Source organism: Stutzerimonas kirkiae, from assembly GCF_004327335.1.
Classification (GTDB): domain Bacteria; phylum Pseudomonadota; class Gammaproteobacteria; order Pseudomonadales; family Pseudomonadaceae; genus Stutzerimonas; species Stutzerimonas kirkiae.
In genome coordinates this window covers 46020-68506 of record NZ_QJUO01000017.1, presented here as the reverse complement: position 1 = coordinate 68506, position 22487 = coordinate 46020, and the positions used below count along the sequence as shown (strand labels likewise).

The window sequence follows — 22487 nt, the reverse complement described above, 5'->3', positions numbered from 1 at the left end:
CGCACCCTGCGCAAAGCCGCTGTTATCCACCGCGATACTTGATTGGTGACGCGGCCATAGGCACGCGTCCTGAGCTTGCTGGCATTTGTCGCTGCCGTTAGCGGCCCGCTGCCAGTCGCCAGAGCCTGGCGATATCGCAGGTGCGGGCCTGCAGTTCGCTGGCGCTGTCGGCCATGGCCTGTTCCAGGCTGAGCGGGCCGGGGACCAGGCTGAAGGCCGCCTCGATACCCGCATCGTAGAGTGCCTGGTAGTCGTCGCCGAGGCTGCCGGCCAGGGCGATCACCGGCACTCCAGCCTTGTGCGCCAGCCGTGCCACGCCAACCGGGGCCTTGCCATGCAGGGTCTGGGCGTCCATGCGCCCTTCGCCGGTGATCACCAGCTCGGCACCTTCCAGCGCCGCCGCCAGCCCCGACAGTTCCGCCACCAGCTCGATGCCGGGGCGGAAGCTGGCCTTGAGGAAGGCCCTGGCGGCGAAACCCAGGCCGCCGGCCGCGCCGGCACCGGGAAAGCGCGAATGGTCCTCGCCCAGGGTGGCAGCGCCGACACGGGCGAAATGTCCGAGCGCATTATCCAGTTCGGCCACGTATTCGGGGGTCGCGCCTTTTTGCGGGCCGAAAACCGCCGAGGCGCCGCGTGGGCCGCACAATGGGTTGTCGACGTCCGCGGCCACTTCTATGCGTGTCGACAGCAGGCGCGCGTCCAGGCCGCTCAGGTCGAGCTGGTCCAGGTTCGCCAGGGCCGCTCCGCCGGCTGGCAGCGCATGGCCCCGGGCATCCAGGAAACGCATGCCCAGCGCCTGCAGCAGGCCGGCGCCGGCGTCGTTGGTGGCGCTGCCGCCGAGGCCGAGGATGATCCGTGTGGCGCCGGCATCCAGTGCCTGCAGGATCAGTTCGCCAGTGCCGTGGCTGCTGGCCCGGCGGATGTCGCGGTGTTCGCGTGGCACCAGGTGCAGGCCGCTGGCGGCGGCCATCTCGATGACGGCGGTGGCTTCGTCCAGCCAGCCCCAGTGCGCCGTTACCGTATCGCCCAGGGGGCCGCTGACCCGGCATTCACGGCGTTCGCCGCCAACGGCGGCCAGCACGGCGTCTACCGTGCCTTCACCGCCGTCGGCCATGGGCCGCAGCAGGCATTCGGCTTGTGGGTAGACCTGCAGCCAGCCGCGGGCGATGGCGGCGGCCACCGCGGGTGCGCTGAGGCTCTCCTTGAAGGAGTCGGGGGCGATGACGATTTTCATGACGATGACCTCGGCAGTGACGGGCCGCGCGAAGCGGCCCGTCGATAGCGCGGATTACAGCAGGACCAGGCTCAGCAGCCAGACGGTGATGATGCCGACCACGCCCTGGATCAGGGTGGCCATGGTCTGCGCGCGGTAGGCGGTGGTGACTTTCATGCGGCTGAACTGGGTGACCACCCAGAAATAGCTGTCGTTGGCATGGGACACGGTCATGGCGCCGGCGCCGATGGCCAGCACGGTGAGTACCCGGCCCATTTCGCTGTCCAGGCCGATCTGGCCGAGCATCGGCGCCACCAGGGCCGAGGTGGTGACCATGGATACGGTGGTCGAGCCCTGGGCGCTTTTCAGCGCGGCGGCAACGATGAACGGCATGAGCAGGCCGATGCCCAGTGCCGACAGCGTGGAGCCCAGGTAGTCGCCCAGCGGCGTGGCCTTGAGGATCGCGCCGAAGGCGCCGCCGGCGCCGGTGATCAGCAGGATCGGCGCGGCCGCCACCAGGCCGTCGACGATGTAGTCGTGGAACTCCTGGCGTTTGTCGTCGCTCTTGAGCAGCGTGCAGGCCAGCGCCAGGCCCACCAGCAGCGCCGCCACCGGCTGGCCGAGGAAACTCAGCAGATCATAGACCAGGCCATCGCCCAGGGGGCTGCTGGGGAACACGGCGATGGAGCCGAGGCAGATCAGCACGATTGGCACGAAGATCGGCGCGAAGGCCTGGAAGGCACTGGGCAGCTTGCCGTAGCGCGCCTTGAGCGCCTCGAAGTCCACGGAGTCGGCGAGCAGTTCGCTGGGGGCTTCCTCCAGCAACTGGTGATCGTCCTGCCTGAGGAAGCGGTTGGCCCAGAGCATGCCGGCGAAGGCGGTGACCAGCGCCACCACCAGGCCGACCGCGATGACCAACCCCAGGGATGTCTCCAGGCCCAGGTTGCCGGCGGCGGCGATCGGCCCGGGGGTCGGCGGCACAAAGGTGTGGGTGGCGTAGAGGCCGGTGGCCAGCGCCACGCTCATGGCCACCACCGACACTTTCATGCGTGCGGCGAGGGCATTCTTCAGCGAGTTGAGGATGATGTAGCCGGAGTCGCAGAACACCGGAATCGACACCAGGTAGCCGATGATCGACATGGTCAGCGTCGGGAAGCGCTGGCCCAGCAGGCGGATCACTGTCTCGGCCATGGTGATGGCCGCGCCGCTGCGTTCCAGGATGATGCCGATGACGGTGCCCAGGGTGATGACGATACCGATATAGCCGAGGATGCCGCCGAAGCCTGTGCTGACGATCTTGAGGATTTCGCCTGGAGGCAACTGATAGGCGAAGCCGGCGATCAGGGCCGCGGCGAGCAGGGAGAGAAAGGGGTGCAGTTTCAAACGGGTGGTGGACAGTACGATGAATACGATCAGCGCCACCAGGATCAGGACCAGGGCCATGACCAGACTCCTCTTGTTGTTATGACCGGATAGCGAATCCGGTTGGGAATGCCGATAGGCTCGCCATTGTGGCCCAGCATGGATTGCCCGGGCCTTATGCGGTTGCACTGAAATTCCGCGGTATGTCGGCTGTTATTTGTTCATGTGCACAATACGTATGGTTGAACGACGCTTCATGGCCGTGCGTACCTGGATAGCGGCACCGATCGTTCAGGTGCGCGCGGCACACCCTATGCTGGCGCTACCCAGCAGGCCCAGGCCCAGGCCCAGCGACAGTTGCAGGCGCTGATCCATGCGGGTGAGGTCGAGGCCGCTGAGTTCGCCGATACGCTCCAGCCGGTAACGCAGGGTATTGCGGTGAATGCCCAGCGCTTCGGCGCAGGCTTGGATCTGGCCATCATGGGCACACCAGGCGTCCAGGGTTGCCCGCAGGCTGCCCTGGGTATCCTGGGCCAGGACCTGCCGTAGCGGTGCCAGCCAGCCCTGCAGCAGCCAGTTGTGGCGCTGGGAATGGAGGAGGGTCGGCAGGCGCAATTGTTCCAGGCGTAACAGCCGTCGCTCGGGAAAGCGGGCCTGGCCATAGGCTTGCAGATCATGTAACACCAGGCTGGCCTGACGCAGCTCACCCAGCCCATGCAAGGGGTCGCTCAGGGCCAGGGACTGCACCCCCCATTCGCGCTCATCGGCCAGTGCCAGCCAGGCCTGGTCGTCGCGGCTGGCGCTGTGGGGGCGGCACCAGAGCACTTCATTTCGCCCCAGCGGCGCCAGCAGGTATTCGCTCTTGCCACCGAGGGTGTCGAGCAGGCGGGTCTGGCGTGGCAGCGGATCGTCCGCATCGCTCAGGCGCAGCAGGCACATCTGCCTCGGCCAGCCCAGGTTCAGCGCCAGGCGTTCCTGCTCGGCTTCCAGGCTGGCGAGTGTCTGTCGCGGGTCGAGCAAGTGACGCAGCCAGGCTTCCTGCTGGTGACGCTGCCAGTTCCGTTCGGACTGCAACACTCGTTGCTCGACGAGCATTTCGGCAGCCATGCGCACCAGTTCCGCATAGGGGCGGACGACTTCCGGGGCGCCGGTGATACCGAGCACGCCGATCAGGTGCTCGGCATGCCGCAACGGCAGGTTGACCCCCGGCTTGACCCCGCGCAGACAGGCGGCCGCCTGCTCGTCGATTTCCACCACGCGGCGGTTGGCCAGTACCAGTTGCGCGCCTTCGTGGCGGGTGTGCAGGCGGCTGGGATCGCCGCTGCCGATGATCATGCCCTGGGCATCCATCACATTGATATTGTGCGGCAGGATGGCCATGGCGCGCTCGACGATATGCTGCGCCAGGGTGGAGTCGAGTTCTAGCATGGGGGCCTCGGAACCGTTTCGGGGTTCAGCTGTGCGACCCCAGCATGTCCGATGGTGCGGCCGTTGGCCAGCGCCATGCTTCCATGGCGCGGTCATGGTGCGGGCACTGTGCGAGCAGTCTCTGCAGCGGCATGGGCGTGCCGAAGAAGAAGCCTTGCACCTGGTCGCAGCCATCGGCGCGCAGTATGCGCAGTTGCTCGGCATCTTCCACGCCTTCGGCGACCACATCCATTTGCAACGCATGGGCCATGGCGATGATCGCGCGGACGATTTCCCTTCCCTGGGGGCAGAAGGCCAGGTCCTGTATGAAGCAGCGGTCGATCTTGAGCGTATCCAGGGGCAGGCGCTTGAGGTAGGCGAGCGACGAATAGCCGGTACCAAAGTCATCGATGGCCACGCGTACGCCAGTGGCCCGGATGCGTTCCAGTTGCTCGATGGCATGTTCGATATCTCCGAGCAGGGCGCTTTCCGTCACTTCGAGTTCTATCCGTTGCCTGATCCGCTGGTCGCTGCCGAAAATCCTCGCGATGCGCTGTGGCAGGCCGTTCCCGCACAGGTTCAGCGCGGAGCAGTTGACGGCGAGAGGGAGCCCCTGGTAGCCGGCCTGATCGAGCTGCCGCAAGTCCGCATGGGCCTGGCGCAATACCCAGTCGTCGAGCATGTCGATGAGGCCATTGGCTTCGGCCACGGGAATGAAGCGCTCCGGTGTCAGCAGGCCGTGTTGCGGATGGTTCCAGCGTATGAGGGCCTCCAGTTTGCTTGGCTTTCCACTTTTCAGCTCGATGATGGGTTGATAGAAGAGTTCCAGCCCATCGTTCTGCTGCAGCGCCGTGCGCAGGTCTTCTTCCAGTTGCAGTTCGAGCGAGGCCTTCTGCTTCAGTTGCTGGTTGAAGAAGTGCACGGTATTGCGCCCGTTGGCCTTGGACTGGTAGAGCGCTAGGTCCGCATGCTTGAGCAGTTCCTTGGGCGAGGTGCCATCCTGCGGGTACAGGCTGATGCCGACGCTGGTGGTGACTACCAGGTGGCGGTCGGCCAGCGCGATGGGTTCCTGCATGTGTTGCAGCAGGCGGCAGGCCAGGGATTTCGCCGTGTCCTCCTGTTCCACCTGGGCCACCACGCAGAACTCGTCGCCTCCCAGGCGGGCGATCAGGTCGTTCTCGCGCAGGATCGCCTGCAGACGGGACGCCACGATGCGCAGCATCCGGTCCCCCGCATCGTGCCCCAGGCTGTCGTTGATTCGCTTGAAGTTGTCCACGTCGAGGAACATGACGGCCAGGGTGCCGCTGTCGGCGTGCTCATTCAGATGGGCGGAAAAGGCGCGGTTGAAGCCACGGCGGTTCAACAGGTTGGTCAGAGGGTCGAAGTAGGCGGCCTTCTCCAGCGAGGACTGGGTGCTATCGAGCTGCTCCAGCAGGCTGTTGACGTGTTGCAGGTCCCGGTCCTTTTCATCGAGCTTGCGGTTCGCCCAGGCGGCCACCAGGCTGAATACGATGATGACGAAAGTGACCCCGCCGATGATCAGGCCCAGTGTCTGGCTGTTGGTCACGTCATGCAAAAAGGTTTCGGTGCCTTCGGGGGCGACCAGATGCAAGGCCGCCATGCCGGTGAAATGCATGGATGTGACGGCAGCCCCCATCAGCAGTGCGGCAATGGCAATGAAGCTTTTGCGCTGCGGCATGTCGCCGTGGGAGATGAATTCGGCCAGCAGTAGAGCGGCCAGGCTGGCGGCGACGGCCACCAGGATGGACAGGATGAACAGGTCGACCGAGTAATAGACGACGGCCTCCGAACGCATGGCTGCCATGCCGCTGTAATGCATGGCGGCGATACCGAGGCCGATCAGCAGGGCGGCGCTCAGGCGGTGCAGCGGGCTATTGCCGTTGCGGCCCATGCAGTGCAGCGCCAGCAGCGCGGCGGCGAACGCCACCAGCAGGGAAAGGAGGGTGGTGGGCAGGTCGTAGCTGATCGCCACCGGAGCCTGCATCGCGAGCATGCTGATGAAGTGCATCGACCAGACCCCGCCCGCCAGGCACAGGCTGCCGACGATCCACCAGGCCCTGCGCAGCCCGGGGCGTTCCAGATACCTGAAGTGTTCGACGATCACCAGTGTGCCCAGGCTGCCGGCTATCGCGATCAGGCAGGCCAATACCAGCAGCCAGGGGTCATGGCGACCATGATCCAGTATCTGCCAGCCTGCTTCGGGTTTCTGTCCGAGGAATCGGATGCCCAGTTGCTCCATGATGCATTTTCCTCCCTCTTTGCTGTTCTCTGCTTCCCTGGCCATCGTTCGACTGCTGGTGAAACGATGCATTCATCGGGAGGCGAACGGGTGGCGCCAGGGGCGGACATGCTCTGGTGCCATGCTTCTGGTCGAGTGCGTGTGTCGTTTTGACATCATTGGGCTGCATCTGTTCTGCTTCTTTCCCCTGTGCGGCGATAAAAGCGCCGGGGGCAACCTTTGCTCTGCATCCCCAGTGCATTGCCTAAGCCTCGCGAGGAGGGTGGCCGGGGACTCACATGAGGTCTTGGCCCGTGGTCGCCGGGTAATGGCGAGTGGATTTCTTCGTGATGAGGCGGGCCGGGTGGCGGGGCCGATTTCGCCGGCGATAGCGCTTTGCCGGCGATTCTCGACGGGGCGCTTGTGATCGGTAATGGCATGTATGGGCAGTTTTTTCTTCCAACCTGATGCTTGTAACTTGAAGCCGCCTGCCTGCCACCCCATATTGTGCCGACTGTAGAGTGAAGGAATTCGAACTTGAGCGATCTTTTCTCCGGGCGCCTGGCGCTGTTGGCCGAGCCATCCAACCTGTCGCTGCTCGGCCAGTGCCTGCACGGTATCGAACGCGAGTGCCTGCGTGTCGACGCACGTGGAGAGCTGGCGCTGACGCCGCATCCCCGTGCGCTGGGCTCGGCGCTGACGCACACGCGCATTACCACCGACTACTCCGAGTCGCTGCTCGAGTTCATCACGCCGACCGCCGAAGATCCCCAGGCGACGCTGGACGAGCTGGATGCGGTGCACCGCTTCACCTATTCCCGGCTGGACGGCGAGTACCTCTGGAGCCATTCGATGCCCTGCCCGCTACCGGACGAGGCGCGCATCCCCATCGCCGAATATGGCAGCTCCAATGTCGGGCGGCTCAAGCATGTCTACCGGCGAGGCCTGGCGGTGCGTTATGGCAAGACCATGCAGTGCATTGCCGGTATCCACTACAACTTCTCGCTGCCGGAACGCCTGTGGGCGGTGCTGCAGGTCGCCGAGGGTGATACCCGGCCGCGGAGGGACTACCAGTCGGAGCGCTACATTGCCCTGATCCGCAATTTCCGCCGCTACAGCTGGCTGCTGATGTACCTGTTCGGTGCTTCGCCGGCGCTGGATGCGGATTTCCTGCGCGGGCGCGCCCACGGGCTGGAGCAGCTCGACGCGGACACCCTCTACCTGCCCTGGGCCACCAGCCTGCGCATGAGCGACCTGGGTTACCAGAACAACGCGCAGTCCGGGCTGACGCCTTGCTACGACGCATTGCACAGTTATACCGAGAGCCTGCGCCTGGCTGTCTCCACGCCCTATCCGCCGTATGCGGCGCTGGGTACCCACGATGCCAGCGGGCAGTGGCAGCAACTCAACACCAATGTGCTGCAGATCGAAAACGAGTACTACTCGAGCATTCGGCCCAAGCGCGTCACCTACAGCGGCGAGCGGCCGATCCAGGCGCTGATGGCGCGTGGTGTGCAGTACGTCGAGGTGCGCTGCCTGGATATCGACCCCTTCCTGCCGCTGGGGGTGGATATCGACGAGGCGCGTTTCCTGGATGCCTTCCTGCTCTACTGCGCGTTGCAGGAGAGCCCGTGCCTGGCCGACGGCGAGTGCTCCGCCAGCGGCAGCAATTTCCTCCGCGTGGTCAAGGAGGGGCGCCGTCCGGGCCTGCAATTGCAGCGTCGTGGGCAGGCGGTCGGCCTGCAGGACTGGGCGCGGGAGTTGCTGGAGCAGATCGGCCAGGCGGCCGCCCTGTTCGATGCCGGGCAGGGTGGGGAAGATCATGCACGTGCGGTGCGGGTGCAGCGGGCGAAGGTCGAGGACTCTTCCCTGACGCCTTCGGCCCGGGTACTGGCGTGCCTGCGCGAAGGGCGGGAGAGCTTCCGCGACTTTTCCCTGCGCCAGAGCCGCGCCCATGCCGAGTACTTCCGGGCAGAGCCGCTGCCCGCGGCGCTCGCCCAGGCGTTCGATGACGATGCCAGGCGCTCGCTGGAAGAGCAGGCTGCGCTGGAGCGTGACGAAAGTGGCGACTTCGACAGCTTCGTCGCGGCTTATCAGGCGAGCCTGGTGGGTATCAGCGTCTGAATCGACGCTTGCATGATTTTGAATCATTTGCATCTGGTGGTAGTGTGGCCGCCCTCACTAGCCATGCCATGCAGGGGATTCGCCTTGCCTTCCTGGAATGCGCAACTCGCACGCCTGTTCTCCGAGCAGAAAAAAGCCCTGGAGCGCTTCGTCGTCCGGCGCACCGGTGACTGAGCCGGGCATGATCGACGACGAAGACCGCCTGTTCGAGGAGGCCAGTGCCTGGCATTTCCGCTTGAGCGCCGATGATGCCGGTGTGCGCGACCGCCAGGCGTTCGCGGCCTGGCTGGCGCAGGGGACGGCGCAGCGACAGGCCTGGGATGAAGTGCAGCGCCTGCTGGGCGCCTTGCGGGAGCCGGCACGGCAGGTACTGCGCAAGGAAAGCCGTAACCTCCGGCAACCAGGAGCATGGGCCTGTGCCGCCGTGCTACTGCTGGCCGTCGGGCTGCTCGCCCTGCAACTGGCCTGGCTCGAGCGTCTGCGGGCCGATGCGCCAGTCACTTCTCGTCGTGAGCCTGTGCGGGCGTGGCCGCTTCGGTGCGTGTCTTCCACAGCGAGAGCAGCACGCCACCGGCCAACAGCCCCAGGGTCACGCCGAGGGAGATGGCTGCGGGGATCTTGCCGATGAAGCCGACCAGGAAAATCTTGCTGCCGATGAACACCAGCACCAGCGCCAGCGCGTACTTGAGGTAGGCGAAGCGGTGGATCAGCGCGGCCAGGGCGAAGTACAGCGCGCGCAGGCCGAGGATGGCGAAGATGTTCGAGGTGTAGATGATGAACGGGTCCTGGGTGATGGCGAAGATCGCCGGCACGCTGTCCACCGCGAACACCACGTCGGCGCATTCGATCAATATCAGCGCCAGCAGCAGGGGGGTGGCCCAGAGTACGGTCTTGCCGTGCCGATCCGGCTGGCGCACGAAGAAGCGCTGCCCGTGCAACTGGTCGGTGACGCGCAGATGGGTGCGCAGGAACCTGACCAGGAAGTTGTTGGCCAGGTCCGGGTGGTCATCGACCTTGGCGAACAGCATGCGAATACCGGTGACCACCAGGAACACGCCGAACACGTAGAGAATCCACTCGAAGCGGTGGATCAGTACCGCGCCCAGGCCGATCATCAGCGCGCGCAGCACGATCACCCCGAGAATGCCCCAGAACAGCACCTTGTGCTGATACTCGCGGGGGATGCCGAGGAAGCTGAAGATCAGCGCCATGACGAAGACGTTGTCGATGGACAGGGACTTCTCGATCAGGAAGCCGGTCAGGTAGTCGAGGCTTGAGTCTCCACCTTTCTGATACCAGACCCAGATCGAGAACAGCAGGCCGGCGGTGATATAGCCGGCGGAGAGCATCAGGCTTTCCTTGACGCCGATGGGCTTGTTGTCGCGGTGCAGCACACCGAGATCGAACGCCAGCAGAGAAAAGACCAGTACAAGAAAGGACAGCCACAGCCAGGTGGCCGTGCCCATGAACTCAGCGAGGAAAAACGTTTCTAGGGCGTTCATCAGGCCCCTCCTTCAGTCGAAGTTATACAGACTGTAACTCCGACATGGCGGCGGCAGCCGTCAGAGGGGCCCGGCGTTACGCGGCGAAGACTAAAGAGCCGCCATACCCAGGTCAATGCATCGTTGCAGGCGGCCTGCGTCCGATTGTTGCAAATGTTGAATAGCGCCATGGCACCCCGAGATTCATGCCGCTCGCAGGTTTGTGAAATTTTGCTCAGGGTTTTTCCCGGCACTGGCGTCCCTGGTGATTGAGGCACGAATAGAACGCACTCTCAACAATCAAGGGTGCCGGGCCGACATCGAATCCGATCACTGGGGAGATCACCATGCATTACTCCGTCGCCGCGCGCCGCATTGGCCTGCCGACCCTGCTGTCTCTGGCCATCGCTGCCAGCCTGTCGCCATTGCATTTCGCCAGTGCGGCGCAAGGCGTGCAGGCGCAGAACGACGCCTACCCGTTCTCCATCCCGGCGCAATCTCTGGATGGTGCGTTGGCTGCTTTTTCGCGTGTGACCCGTATTCAAGTACTGGTACCAGGCGAGCTGACTCATGATTTCCTTCTCGCGGGGTGACCGGCCGCTACGGTCATGCCTTTGTTCCCCTGGTGGGTACCACCGCGCCGGAGCGTGGCGGCAATGCGTTCGACCCTACTGAAGGCAAGCAGTACGAAGTGGGGGTGAAATACCAGCCATTCGACAAGACACTGATCACTGCATCTGTATTCGAGCTCACACAAGAAAACATGCTGACCACCGATTTGACCTATCGACAGTACTCCGAGCAGTCTGCCGAGGTCCGTAGTCGTGGTGTCGAGCTGGAAGCGAAATCCAGCATTTCCAATATCGATATTCTGGCTTCTGCCAGCTACATCGACTCGTTCTACACGAAGACCAATGGTTCGACCAAGGGCAACCGCAGCGAAATGCAGGCGCCTGTGGGTGGACTATCACTTCACCCCGGCGTTGCTTGATGGCCTGACAGTGGGCCTGGGTGCGCGCTATACCGGTCGCAAACCCGGGAACTCGGCCAACACGCTTGAAGTGCCAGCGTTCGTCGTTTATGACACCAGCGTCAGCTATGACCTGAGCAAGCTGTCCCCAACCCTGCGCGGAGTGCAGGCCAGACTGAACGTACAGAACCTGTTCGATCGGGAGTACGTATCGCACTGCAACTACTACATGGGTTGCTACTACGGCCAGGAACGCGTTGCCGCTCTGGAAGTCTCCTACGACTGGCGATCGGTCCTCGCGGGCAGGACCGGGCCCGCGCCCGGCCTGTTGGCCACCTCCGCCATGCCCTTGATGACGACCGGGTCCTGCTGGCTGGACGCGGTGTGGGTGAGCCGGTGTCCGGCAGGGTGGCTGTACGCACCGTTTTCGCGTTCAGGGGCGCGCCACCCTCCATGGACCAGGGGAATATCCCTTGGCCTATCGCCCCCTGAGCAACTGCAGCAGCGCATCCGCATCCAGCTTGCCACTCACTTCGCCGCCATCCAGCAGGCTGTCGGCGAGATCGCGCTTGCGGCCATGCAGGGCGACGATCTGTTCCTCGATGGTGTTCTCGGTGACCAGCCGGTAGATGGTCACCGGGCGCTGCTGGCCCATGCGGTGGGCACGGTCGCTGGCCTGGTCTTCCACCGCCGGGTTCCACCAGGGGTCGAGGTGGATGACGTAGTCGGCGGCGGTCAGGTTGAGCCCGCTGCCACCGGCCTTGAGGCTGATCAGGAAGACTTCGCCGGTGCCGGCCTGGAAGGCTTCCACCGCCGCCTGGCGCGCCTTGGCCGGGGTGCCGCCGTCGAGGTACTGGTAGACGATGCCCTGTCGTTCGAGCCAGGCGCGGACGATGCTCAGGTGGTCGACGAACTGGCTGAACACCAGTGCCTTGTGGCGGTTCTCCAGCAGTTCCGTGACGATCTGCTGGAATGCCCGCAGCTTGCTGCCGAGCAGTGGCGAGCCGGGCAGCACCAGCGATGGGTGGCAGCAGAAGCGACGCAGGCGGGTGATTTCCGCCAGTACCTGGAGGGCTTGGCCATCCTCCGCACCGGCATTGGCGAGCTTGTCCACCGCTTGCTGGCGCAGGGCCTCGTACTGGAGGGCTTCGTCGTCGGAGAGCGGCACCTTGTAGGTGATCTCGGTACGTGCCGGCAACTCGTCCAGCACCTGGTTTTTCAGGCGGCGCAGGATGAACGGCTGGATCAGGTTCTTCAGGGCGCGGCGGGCGCCGGGGTCGCCATTTTCGATGGGGTTGGCGAAGCGCTGGGCAAAACTGTCCTGGCTGCCGAGCAGGCCCGGGTTGATGAAGCGGAACAGGTTCCACAATTCGCCCAGGTGGTTTTCCAGCGGTGTGCCGGTGGCGACCAGGCGGAAGTCCGCCTGCAACGCCATGGCGGCCTGGGAACGTTTGCTCTGGGCGTTCTTGATCGCCTGGGCCTCGTCCAATACCACGCTGCTCCAGCGAATCGCGGCGAAGGCTTCGCTGTCCTGCTGCAACAGGCCGTAGCTGACGATCACCAGGTCGCGCGGACCGAGGTCGTCGAGGCTGCGCTGGCGCTGATAGTCGCGCAGTTGCAGGGTGGGGGCGAAGCGGCGGCTCTCGGCCTGCCAGTTGAGCGTCACCGAGGTCGGCGCCACCACCAGTTGCGGGCCGAGGGCGGCGCGCTGCAGCAGCAGGGCGAGGGTCTGCACCGTCTTGCCCAGGCCCATGTCGTCGGCCAGGCAGGCGCCGACGCCCCATTGCGCCAGGCGCGCCAGCCAGGTGAAGCCTTCCTGCTGGTAGTCGCGCAGTTCGGCTTGCAGGGTGCTGGGCAGTTGAGGCTGATAGTGACGCAGAGATTGCAGGCGCTCGAGGTGGCCCTGCCAGTCGGCGCCAGCCTTGAATTCGTCGACTTCCTCGGCCAGCGAAGCCAGCAAGGGTGCGCTCAGCGGGCTGAGGCGCAGGCCCTGGTCGCTGACCCGCTCGGCCAGGTGGGCCAGTTCGTCGAGGCGTTTGCGCAGGCTGTCGCCGATCGCCAGCCAGTCGTTCTCGCCCAGCTTGAGGAAGCGCCCGGGACTGGCCTGCAGCAGTTCCAGCAACTGGCGCAGTTGCAGCACCTTGCCGTCGTCGAGGGTGATGCTGCCTTGCAACTGGAACCAGTCGCCCTGTTGCTTGAGGCCGAGTTTCAACTGCTGCAGGCTGCTGTTGCCCTTGATACGCATGCGCTCGCCTTCGGGCCAGACGCATTGCAACCGGTCGCCGTCGAGGGCCTGCAGTTCGCTCAGCACCTGCAGGGCGTCCTGGGGCTGTTCCAACTGCCATTCCTGGCCGTCGCTGTCGGCGCGGGCCAGGCCGGGGCAGGCGTCGAGCACCTGTTGCAGGGCCTGCTTTTCCGCGTGCAGATCGCGGACCACCTGTACGGTGCGGCCTTGCTGTTCGCCCAGCAGCCGTTCGCTGCCGTGGCCGGGGCGGAACCAGCCGCCTTCGCCCAGCGGGCGCACCAGCAATTGCAGGCGCAGGCCTTCGGCCAGTGGCAGCAGGTGCGCATAGAGGGTGGTGTCGGCGGCGATTTCATCGACCTGCCCGGCCAGTTCGGGAATATCCGAATGGATCGGCAGCAGCGGCGCGATGGAGCCGATGGCTTCGACCAGTTGCGCCTTGGCCGAGCGTGGCACGTTCAGCTCTTCGCCGACGATATCGGCGATCTGCCGCAGTTCGCGGGTGACCGGGTAGAGCACCAGGCGGGTCGGGGTTTCCCTTTCCAGGAACGGACCATCGCTGCCGCCGATGCCTTCCGGTTGCAGGCGCAAGCGGATATTGCCGTTATGCTCCTGCAAGTGCAGGCAGGGCTGGCCGGCGACCAGGTCGATACGCACGTCCGGGGCATCGCTCCAGAACAGTGCGGGGTGGCCGATCAGTTTCGGCAGCGCCAGTTCCAGCGGCAGTTCGTAATGTGCGCTGCCGTAGTAGGCGTGGCTGCTCTGGATCATCTGGATCGCCTGGCGATCCTGCTCCACCAGGAAATCCAGGCTGTCGCTTTCCTCGCGCAAACGCTTGAGCGCCACGGCCTTGCCCTTGCTCCATTGCCCCTTGGTGCCGAGCCGTTGTTCACGCGGCTCCAGTTGCTGGTAATAGCTGTCGAGGTTGAGCAGCCAGACCAGCCGCGCCTTTTTCGCCGCGCTCGCTGTCGTTGCCGGGGGCGCGCTCTTGATCCGGGCCAGGGCGTTGAGGGCATGCTGCCAGGCTTCCTGGCGCTGGTAGAGGTCGACCAGCGGTTGCAGGCCATGCTGTGCATGGTAGCCGGTGAACTGGTGTGGCAGGCCGAACTGGCGGGCGATCAGCGCATCGAATTCGGCGGCCAGCCAGTGGTAGCCCAGTCGTTCGAGCAGGTCGCGCTGCTTTTGCAGGCGCAGGCACCAGTCAGGGGTGCCTGCGTTGGGGCTGTCCTGCCAGTACAAGCCGAGGGCTCCGAGCAGGCCGTCGAGGCCGTACAGTTCTTTCGGCAGTTCGATGGTGCGCAGTTGTGCCGGCGCGGCGCCCAGCAGTTGTGCCTGCAGCCGCTCCAGGATGCGGTAGGGCTCGTACTGGCCGGCCTTGAGCTTCATCTCGATGGCCTGCTTGAGTTCCGTGTAGTGCTGCGGGTCATGCTGGGCGATCAACGCCATGCAGTAGAGGGCGTTGAGGGACCCCGGCAGTTCGATCTTGCGTTTGCGAGTGCTCTTGCGAATCGCCGCCAGCCATTGCTGGAAGGCGGCCAGGGTTTCTCCTGGCTGGCCGTGCAGCAGCGCTCCGGCTGTCCGCCCGAGTATGTCGAAGCTGTCCTGGGCGTGGGTGGCAAACGCCTGCCAGTCCCCCCGGTATAACGCCTGTAGCGCCAGTTGCAGCCCGAGCGGGCTGCCCGGCGGCAGGCTGTCCGCTTCCTGCAGGGCCAACTGGTAGGCCGGGGTGCCCGCGCCGGGGGTGAGGTTGTGCCAGCCGAGGCTGGTTTCCAGCAGGAGTTCCCGGGTCGGCGCCGCGAGCAGGGCCAGCGCCTTGCGACCACTGTCGCTGGCGAGCAATTGCTGCAACGGGTGCTGGGCATGCAACTGGTCGTGAGGGATGATGCTGGCCAGTCGATAGAACGCCTCGGACAGCCCTTCGAGGTCGTCTTCCAGCAGGCCCAGCCAGATATCCTGTTGCAGCCTGGGTCGCGATGGGGGTTGCCAGGGCGTCGACTGTGGCTGGCTCGCCCGCAGCTTGCGCAACCAGTCATGCCTGTCGGCTGACGAGAGCAGATGCAGCACGATGTCGCCATGCAGTTGCGGAGGGAGCCCGTAAAAGGTGGTTTCGTTGGCTTGTTTCAGTTGTCGCTGGGTGATCCAGCCTTGCTGCAACAGCGGTTGCAGGAAGTCCGCGAGAGAGGCATGGTCGAGCAGCCTGCCGCTGTCGCTGCGGCATCGCATTTCCCGCAGTTGCTTGAGCAGGGCGCTCTTGCTCTGGCCGGGAAAGCTGGTGGCCAGGCTATACAGGAGGGCCTGGTAATTCCGGGGGATGCGCGAGAACTCGTGTGTCATTTGATCCATCGGTAATTTCCAGCGGGCGAGTGCCCATGCGTTCTATCAGGGGCGAAAAGAGCGCTGGAAGGCCAGACGAAAAGGTGCGGCTTTCGTCCAGGCCTTCAGGGGTTCCGGGTCAGCCCTCCAGCAGGGCCTTGTTGCGTACCGCTCCCTTGTCGGCGCTGGTGGCCAGCAGCGCGTAGGCCTTGAGCGCGGTCGAAACCTTGCGTGCACGTGGTTGGGCGGGTTTCCAGCCCTTTTTCTCCTGTTCGGCACGGCGGGCCGCCAGTTCCTTGTCGTCGACCAGCAGGTTGATCGAACGGTTGGGGATGTCGATCAGCACTTTGTCACCGTCCTGCACCAGGCCGATGGCGCCGCCGGCGGCGGCCTCCGGCGAAGCGTGGCCGATGGACAGGCCCGAAGTGCCTCCCGAGAAACGGCCATCGGTGAGCAGGGCGCACTGCTTGCCCAGGCCCTTGGATTTCAGGTAGCTGGTCGGGTAGAGCATTTCCTGCATGCCCGGGCCGCCCTTCGGACCTTCGTAGCGGATGATGACGATATCGCCGGCGACGATCTCGTCATTGAGGATGCCCTTCACGGCGGCGTCTTGGCTTTCGAAGATGCGTGCCCGCCCTTCGAATACATGGATCGACTCGTCCACCCCGGCGGTCTTCACCACGCAACCGTCCTCGGCGATATTACCGTACAGCACGGCCAGGCCGCCTTCCTGCGAATAAGCGTGCTCGACGCTGCGGATGCAGCCATGCTCGCGGTCATCGTCGAGGCTCGGCCAGCGGGTGCTCTGGCTGAACGCGGTCTGGGTCGGAATGCCCGCCGGGCCGGCGCGGAAGAAGGTGTGCACGGCCTCGTCGGCGGTCCGGGTGATGTCCCACTGGGCGATGGCGTCGGCCATGCTCGCGCTATGCACGGTGGGCATGTCGGTGTGCAGCAGGCCGCCACGCGCCAGTTCGCCGAGGATGGAGAAGATACCGCCAGCGCGGTGCACGTCTTCCATGTGGTACTTCTGGATGTTCGGCGCCACCTTGCACAGTTGCGGCACCTTGCGCGACAGCGCGTCGATGGCGCGCAGGTCGAAGTCCACCTCGGCTTCCTGGGCGGCGGCCAGCAGGTGCAGGATGGTATTGGTCGAGCCGCCCATGGCGATATCCAGGGTCATGGCGTTCTCGAATGCCTTGCGGCTGGCGATGCTGCGCGGCAGCACGCTGGCGTCGCCTTCGCCGTAGTAGCGCTGGCACAGTTCCACGGCCAGGCGCCCGGCGCGCAGGAACAACTGTTCGCGATCGCTGTGGGTGGCCAGGGTCGAGCCGTTGCCCGGCAGCGACAGGCCGAGGGCCTCGGTCAGGCAGTTCATCGAGTTGGCGGTGAACATGCCGGAGCAGGAGCCGCAGGTCGGGCAGGCGCTGCGCTCGTATTCGGCGACCTTCTCGTCGCTGGCGCAATCGTCGGCGGCGATCACCATGGCGTCCACCAGGTCCAGGCCGTGGCTGGCCAGCTTGGTCTTGCCGGCTTCCATCGGCCCGCCGGAGACGAACACCACCGGGATATTCAGGCGCAGGGCGGCCATCAGCATGCCGGGGGTGATCTTGTCGCAGTTGGAGATGCAGACGATGGCATCGGCACAGTGGGCGTTGACCATGTATTCGACGGAGTCGGCGATGATCTCGCGGCTGGGCAGCGAATAGAGCATGCCGTCGTGGCCCATGGCGATGCCGTCGTCCACGGCGATGGTGTTGAATTCCTTGGCCACGCCGCCGGCCCGCTCGACTTCGCGGGCGACCAGTTGGCCCATGTCTTTCAGGTGCACATGGCCGGGCACGAATTGGGTGAAGGAGTTGGCGATGGCGATGATCGGCTTCTTGAAGTCTTCGTCCTTCATCCCGGTGGCACGCCAGAGCGCACGCGCACCGGCCATGTTGCGGCCATGGGTGGAGGTTTTCGAGCGATAGTCGGGCATGTTCGATGTCCTGCGGCTAATCAGGTAATGAGCGTTTATATGTCGGGTGAGCGGGTCGGCGGTCTATGGCCGCGTCCGGAAGTGGGCGTGGGGCGGTACGGGATCACCGTCCGCCCGGGCCTGGCTCACGAGCCTGCCGGAGGATGCCTGGCGAGGAATGTGCCGATTCTACGCCGCACGGGGTGGCGGGGAAAGGCGGTGGCGATTTAACAGGCCCTGGCTCGTCGGCTCGATACTGATCGCGGGAGCATCGAACGGTTTCCGGCGGGTGCGGGCCAGCCTGCGAGGCACCGTTGCGGACGCGCCCGCAAGAGCGCCGTGGCAGCCGGTCTTTCGTGACGTTCGATAAAATTCTATAAGACGCAATCCTGTTTACCGAGGCGTCCCAGCCATGAGCATTTCCCGATCGCCCTGGGCCTATCTGGCCATTGGCCTGGTCCAGGGAGGGCTACTGTTCCTCCTTTCGTCCCGTCTGGTCGAGTCCGCCGGAGGGCGGACACTGCTCCATGCGGCGAGTGCGGCGGCACTGGTGGGCGGGTTGCAGATGCAATTGCTCTGGGGCGCCTGCGCCAGTCCCGCAGTTGGCTGCCGGTGCTGGGTTGCGCCTTGCTGTTCGCGGCACTGGCAGGCTGGTTCGCCTGGCAGTTCAACAGGCGCTGGGAGCTGGATGCGCCTTATGGGTTCGGCTTTGTCAGTGCGCTGGCGCTGGGGCTGCTGCTGTATACGCTCTGCCCCTTCGTGCAGGCCTGGACGACTCGCCGAGGTTGGCGCTTTGATTACCACGCGCTCTACAGCCATGCCTGGAACAATGCCCTGATGCTGCTCCTGGCCGGGCTGCTGGTGGGGGCGTTCTGGTTGCTGATATGGCTCTGGAGCGCGCTGTTCGGCATGCTCGGCATCGACCTCTTCGAGCGCTTGTTCCTCAACCGGACCTTCGTCAGCCTGAGCATTCCGATGGTCTTCGCCCTGGGCCTGCGGGTCGGCCTGGAGCGCGTCCAGGTCATCGATGCGCTGCGCTCGGTGCTGCTGGGCCTGTGCCGCCTGCTGCTGCCGATGAGTTCGCTGATCATCCTGCTGTTCCTGGTCAGCCTGCCCTTCACCGGGCTGCAGCCGCTCTGGCAGACGCGCAACGCCACGGCGATCCTGCTGTCGCTGCTGCTGGCGCAGGTGCTGCTGGCCAATGGCGTGTTCCAGGATGGTCGCCAGGAAAGCCGCTACCCGAGGCCGCTGCACTGGCCCATTTGCCTGGGGCTGCTCGGTTTGCCCGTGCTGGCCGGCCTGGCGGGGTATGCGCTGTGGTTGCGGGTCGACCAGTACGGCCTGACGGTCGAGCGCTTCTTCGCCATCCTGATTACCCTGGTGGGTGCCTTGTATGCCCTGCTGCTGGCGGTTGCGACACTGCGCCGGGCGCAGCCCTGGCTGGCGTCGCTGGCGCTCGGCAATCCGCCGCTGGCCTTGTTCAGCGCTGCCCTGCTGGCGTTGTCGCAGACGCCCTTGCTCAGCCCGTTGGAGTTCAGTGCCGCCAGCCAGTACCAGCGCCTGCTCGACGGGCGGGGCGATAAAAGCGCACTCGATCAATTGCGCCTGCGCCTCGGCGAGCCGGGGCAACGCCGCTACCAGGCGCTCGAGGCCTTGATGGAGAGCCCGCAGGACGTGCCCGCATCGTTGCGCGAGCTGATGTCGCCGCACAGTCTGCTGGCGCCCGAGGCGCAAGCGTTGCTGGATGAGCGGCCGCTCTCAGGCAAGTGCCTGCGGCCGGGATGTTTCCTGATGGCACTGGATCTGGATGGCGATGGCCAGGACGAAGTGCTCTGGGTCGATACAACCGGCAAGTGGCCACAGAGCTCGCTGTTCGCCCGCGAGCAGGATGGCCACTGGCGGCGCTTGAGAACGCAGGGTGGCCTGGGGCGGCTGCCGCCAGGGGAGTTGCTCGAACGGTTGCGCGAGGGGCGCTTCAGCCTGGAGCCGCTGCGTTATCCGGTACTGAGGATCGGTGAGGCGAGTCTCTACCCGATGGAATGACGACGGCAGGGCCTTCGCGAGCGGCTCGTCGCGTGAGCCGGCCCTCGCGGGCCGTTCACGTCAGTTCGGCGCATGCTCGGCATGCCAGCCGGCGGCGCTGATGTGTGGGTCGAGGCTGAAGCGGCCGGCCAGTTGCTCGAGCAATTCATCCTCGCGGCGCAGGCTGAACACCACCGCGCTGACCTCGACCAGGCCGCTGCCATCGAGGGCGTGGCTTTCCAGGCGTTGCAGGCGCAGTTTGCGGTGGTTGATGCTCTTGAGCAGCAGGTTGCGGATGCGTGCCTCGTCGTTCGTCTTGCAAGTCAGGTCGACACGGTAGAACTGCTCCTCCTGCGTGGCGTGCAGGGTGTGGCGGTTGATCAGGTTGGCCAACGGGTGGAGGACCAGGTTGGTCAGCACGATCAGTCCGCCGACCTGGACGGCCAGCAGGCTGTAGCCGGCTCCCGCCAGGGTGCCGACGGCCGCCGAGCACCAGAGGGTTGCCGCCGTGCTCAGGCCGCGCACCGAGAACCCGTCCCGGATGATCACCCCGGCCCCGAGAAAGCCGATGCCCGAGACCACCTGGGCGGCGACCCGTGTAGAACTGCCCTCCTCCGGAAACAACAACGACAGGCTGGTGAAGATCGCCGCGCCGAGCGCTACCAGCGAGTTGGTGGTCATCCCGGTCAGGCGGTGCCGCCACTGGCGTTCCAGGCCGATGCAGGTGCCGATCAGCGCTGCCAGTGCGAGGTGCAGCAGTATTTCGCTGCTCAGGGGGGATACTGCGAGCATGGGCGGCTCGTCCTCTATCCATGGAAACCGCCAGCTTCGGGCCTCGGCTCGCAGGCTGCAAGGGGATGGTGATAGCGGATTGACAATAGTGTGTATTTGCCATGCGTCGGGCGAGGCGTCGTGTGGATGCATGTTCGTCATTTTTTACGTTATTTACCTGTAGATCGCTTAGGTTTCGACGGCGATTGCGGTTGCCATGCCCGTATGGGTTGCGCATGGCGCGCCCTTCGTTCGCATTGGCCCGTGGGGCTTCGAGTCGGCTCTGGGAGGCAGGCTTTTCAATATGTCGGTGGGCGTGCGGGGCGGGGCCGCCGCACAAGCCTCTCCCCCAGGTGGGAGACGGCCAAGGCGCGGGGAGCCGTAGACGCCGTAACGGAGCGATGCCATCGACGGCAACGGTGCGCGCAACCCCTGGCCCGCAAGCCTGGAAAATGCCGCCGCGCTCTGCCTGGAATGATTCCGATCTTTTCAGAAGGTTATTGCTCAGGTTTGCTCAGACTGCATGGGCGTTGTCTCCATTACACTCGATGCCAATAGGCCATCATCCGTGTAGTCGAAGGCCCCGTTGCATGGTGCCTTCCGCTGCGCGATCGACTGGCCCCTGTTCGTCGTCCGTAGGAGCCGTCGTCATGCCATTACCCCGATTTGCCATCACTCGCATGGCCCATGCCTGGTTGCTGGCCTTGCCGCTGTGCATCGGCCAGGCCATGGCCCAGACCCCTGCTGACCAGGAGGCCGCTGCCCGCCAGGCCGAGCGGCTGCAGAACGAGATGAACCAGCGCATCCAGCAGCAGCGCCTGCAGGACCTGCAATCGGAGCAGCCGCCGACGCGCCTGCAAGTGGCCCCGCCACAACCGCGAGCGCGGGAGGGCGGGGTCTGCCGGGAAATCCGCGAGGTGTCGATTCGCAATGCGACGCTGTTGTCCAGGCGTAGCCTGCAACGACTGGAGGCGAGCTACAGCGGTCGTTGCCTGGGTGTGGCGGAGATCGAGCGGTTGCTCGCCGATGTCACCGCGGCCTATATCGCCAAGGGCTATGTGGCCGCGCGCGCCTACCTGCCGGCCCAGGACCTGAGCGGCGGAAGCCTGTATATCGAAGTCGAGGAAGGGCGGATCGAACGGATCGAGGTCGAGGATGGTGACGCGAGCTCGATCGCTCCGGCCAATGTGATGCCTGGCGTGGCTGGCGAGCCGCTCGACCTGCGGGATCTTGAGCAGGCGCTGGACCAGATCAATCGGCTGGCTTCGAACAACGCGACCATGGAGATCCTGCCGGGCAGTGCGCCGGGCGACAGCCTGGTGCGCTTCAGCAATACGCCTGGGCGCCCGCTGCACCTCAACCTGACCTATGACAACAGTGGGCAGCGGGCCACCGGGCGCAACCAGTTGGGGATCAACCTCGCCCTGGACAACCCGCTGGGTTTCAACGATTTCATCAGTCTTACCCACCGCCGTGCCCAGCCCTATGACAGCGGTAGCCGCGGCTCCTGGTTCAACAACCTCAGCTATGTGCTGCCCTGGGGCTACAACACCTTCAGCCTGAGCCTTTCCGACTCCGAGTACGCGAGCCAGTTGAAGGCACCCAGTGGCTCCCGCCTGAAGACCAGCGGCGATTCGCAGACCTATACCCTGCGACTGGACCGGGTGCTCTGGCGTGGCCAGTCGGCGCAGTGGAACCTGTCTTCTGCGCTGACCCAGAAGGAGCAGGACAATTACCTGGAAGACGTGCTGCTGGGGGTGAGCAGCCGGCGCCTGAGTGTGTTCGATCTCGATTCTTCGTTCACCACCCGCCTGTTCGGTGGCGCCTTCAGCCTGAACCTGGGCATGGCCCGTGGCCTGCACCTGTTCGGTTCGTTGAAGGATGCCGCCAACCTGCCCGACTGGGCGCCGCGGGCGCAATTCGACAAGTTCAAGTATGGCGCTGGCTACTCGCGAGCGTTCCGCCTGGCCGGGCAGGAACTGAGCTTCTCCAGCCAGCTCAACGGCCAGTACGCCCAGGACGTGCTGTACGGCTCGGAACGCCTGTCCATCGGCAGCCCCTACACGGTGCGCGGTTTCAACGAGGAGTCGATCTCCGGCGATCACGGCTACTACCTGCGCAACGAACTGGCGCTGAACCGGCCGCAGGTGTTGCCGGGAGGCCGGGTCGCCCTGTTGCGGCCGTTTATCGCGCTCGACTATGGCAAGGCCTGGAACCGCACCGAGGAATCCGCCGGTGACCTGAGCAGCGCCAGCCTGGGCCTCGGGCTGTTCAGCGGTCCGCTGAGCCTCAACCTGGCCCTGTCCCATCCCCTCGACTCGCCCAAGTATGGCGATGACCGGGGCGACACCCTGTCCTTCAGCCTCAGCCTTTCCCTCTGACCAGG

12 protein-coding genes and 2 pseudogenes are annotated in these 22487 nt (G+C 65.1%); 6 read left to right on the top strand and 8 right to left on the bottom strand.

The features are described 5' to 3' along the window. Nucleotides 1-97: 97 nt before the first annotated feature. From DNJ95_RS11070 to DNJ95_RS11055, 4 genes are all read right to left on the bottom strand, one after another. Complete coding sequence (locus DNJ95_RS11070) at nucleotides 98-1234, bottom strand: glycerate kinase (protein ID WP_131184787.1); 1137 nt, start codon at nucleotides 1232-1234, stop codon at nucleotides 98-100. Between the two features lie 54 nt (nucleotides 1235-1288). Continuing rightward, complete coding sequence (locus DNJ95_RS11065; RefSeq protein WP_131184786.1) at nucleotides 1289-2656, bottom strand: GntP family permease; 1368 nt, start codon at nucleotides 2654-2656, stop codon at nucleotides 1289-1291. A gap of 210 nt (nucleotides 2657-2866) precedes the next feature. After that, a complete protein-coding gene (locus DNJ95_RS11060) occupies nucleotides 2867-4003 on the bottom strand; it encodes a sugar diacid recognition domain-containing protein (protein WP_131184785.1) in 1137 nt (378 codons plus the stop codon). A 25-nt stretch (nucleotides 4004-4028) separates the two neighbouring features. Further along, the gene (locus DNJ95_RS11055; RefSeq protein ID WP_131184784.1) at nucleotides 4029-6242 is read right to left on the bottom strand and encodes a bifunctional diguanylate cyclase/phosphodiesterase; all 2214 of its coding nucleotides are present in this window, start codon (nucleotides 6240-6242) and stop codon (nucleotides 4029-4031) included. 516 nt (nucleotides 6243-6758) lie between these two features. On the opposite strand from DNJ95_RS11055, the gene gshA reads away from it, so the two are divergent. Together gshA and DNJ95_RS19800 are read left to right on the top strand one after the other, a co-directional pair. After that, a complete protein-coding gene (gene gshA, locus DNJ95_RS11050) occupies nucleotides 6759-8345 on the top strand; it encodes a glutamate--cysteine ligase (protein ID WP_131184783.1) in 1587 nt (528 codons plus the stop codon). A 181-nt stretch (nucleotides 8346-8526) separates the two neighbouring features. Further along, a pseudogene (locus DNJ95_RS19800) lies at nucleotides 8527-8670 on the top strand (FecR/PupR family sigma factor regulator); the annotation flags it as partial. Between the two features lie 172 nt (nucleotides 8671-8842). On the opposite strand, the gene DNJ95_RS11040 reads toward DNJ95_RS19800, so the two are convergent. Further along, nucleotides 8843-9847, bottom strand: a complete 1005-nt coding sequence (locus DNJ95_RS11040; RefSeq protein WP_131184782.1) for a TerC family protein — start codon at nucleotides 9845-9847, stop codon at nucleotides 8843-8845. Nucleotides 9848-10173: 326 nt separating this feature from the next. Here DNJ95_RS11040 and DNJ95_RS11035 point away from each other — a divergent pair, with 326 nt between their 5' ends. Then, nucleotides 10174-10419, top strand: coding sequence for a hypothetical protein (locus tag DNJ95_RS11035; RefSeq protein WP_131184781.1), 246 nt, complete (start codon nucleotides 10174-10176; stop codon nucleotides 10417-10419). Further along, nucleotides 10416-10929 (top strand): annotated as a pseudogene (locus DNJ95_RS11030) (TonB-dependent siderophore receptor); the annotation flags it as partial. The gene DNJ95_RS11035 and the pseudogene DNJ95_RS11030, both read left to right, overlap by 4 nt. 345 nt (nucleotides 10930-11274) lie before the next feature. Here the strand turns inward: DNJ95_RS11030 and DNJ95_RS11025 are convergent. Both DNJ95_RS11025 and ilvD read right to left on the bottom strand, forming a co-directional pair. After that, entirely contained in the window at nucleotides 11275-15381 is a 4107-nt protein-coding gene (locus DNJ95_RS11025; RefSeq protein ID WP_131184780.1) for a DEAD/DEAH box helicase, read from the bottom strand. A gap of 109 nt (nucleotides 15382-15490) precedes the next feature. Beyond that, the gene (ilvD, locus tag DNJ95_RS11020) at nucleotides 15491-17329 is read right to left on the bottom strand and encodes a dihydroxy-acid dehydratase (protein ID WP_131184779.1); all 1839 of its coding nucleotides are present in this window, start codon (nucleotides 17327-17329) and stop codon (nucleotides 15491-15493) included. A gap of 345 nt (nucleotides 17330-17674) precedes the next feature. Here ilvD and DNJ95_RS11015 point away from each other — a divergent pair, with 345 nt between their 5' ends. Further along, nucleotides 17675-19351 (top strand): DUF4153 domain-containing protein, encoded by a 1677-nt coding sequence (locus tag DNJ95_RS11015; protein ID WP_338069648.1) that lies wholly within the window; start codon nucleotides 17675-17677, stop codon nucleotides 19349-19351. Nucleotides 19352-19411: 60 nt separating this feature from the next. On the opposite strand, the gene DNJ95_RS11010 is transcribed toward DNJ95_RS11015, so the two are convergent. After that, the gene (locus DNJ95_RS11010) at nucleotides 19412-20122 is read right to left on the bottom strand and encodes an MgtC/SapB family protein (RefSeq protein ID WP_131184777.1); all 711 of its coding nucleotides are present in this window, start codon (nucleotides 20120-20122) and stop codon (nucleotides 19412-19414) included. Nucleotides 20123-20751: 629 nt separating this feature from the next. On the opposite strand from DNJ95_RS11010, the gene DNJ95_RS11005 reads away from it, so the two are divergent. Further along, nucleotides 20752-22482 (top strand): ShlB/FhaC/HecB family hemolysin secretion/activation protein, encoded by a 1731-nt coding sequence (locus DNJ95_RS11005; RefSeq protein WP_131184776.1) that lies wholly within the window; start codon nucleotides 20752-20754, stop codon nucleotides 22480-22482. Nucleotides 22483-22487 lie beyond the last annotated feature (5 nt).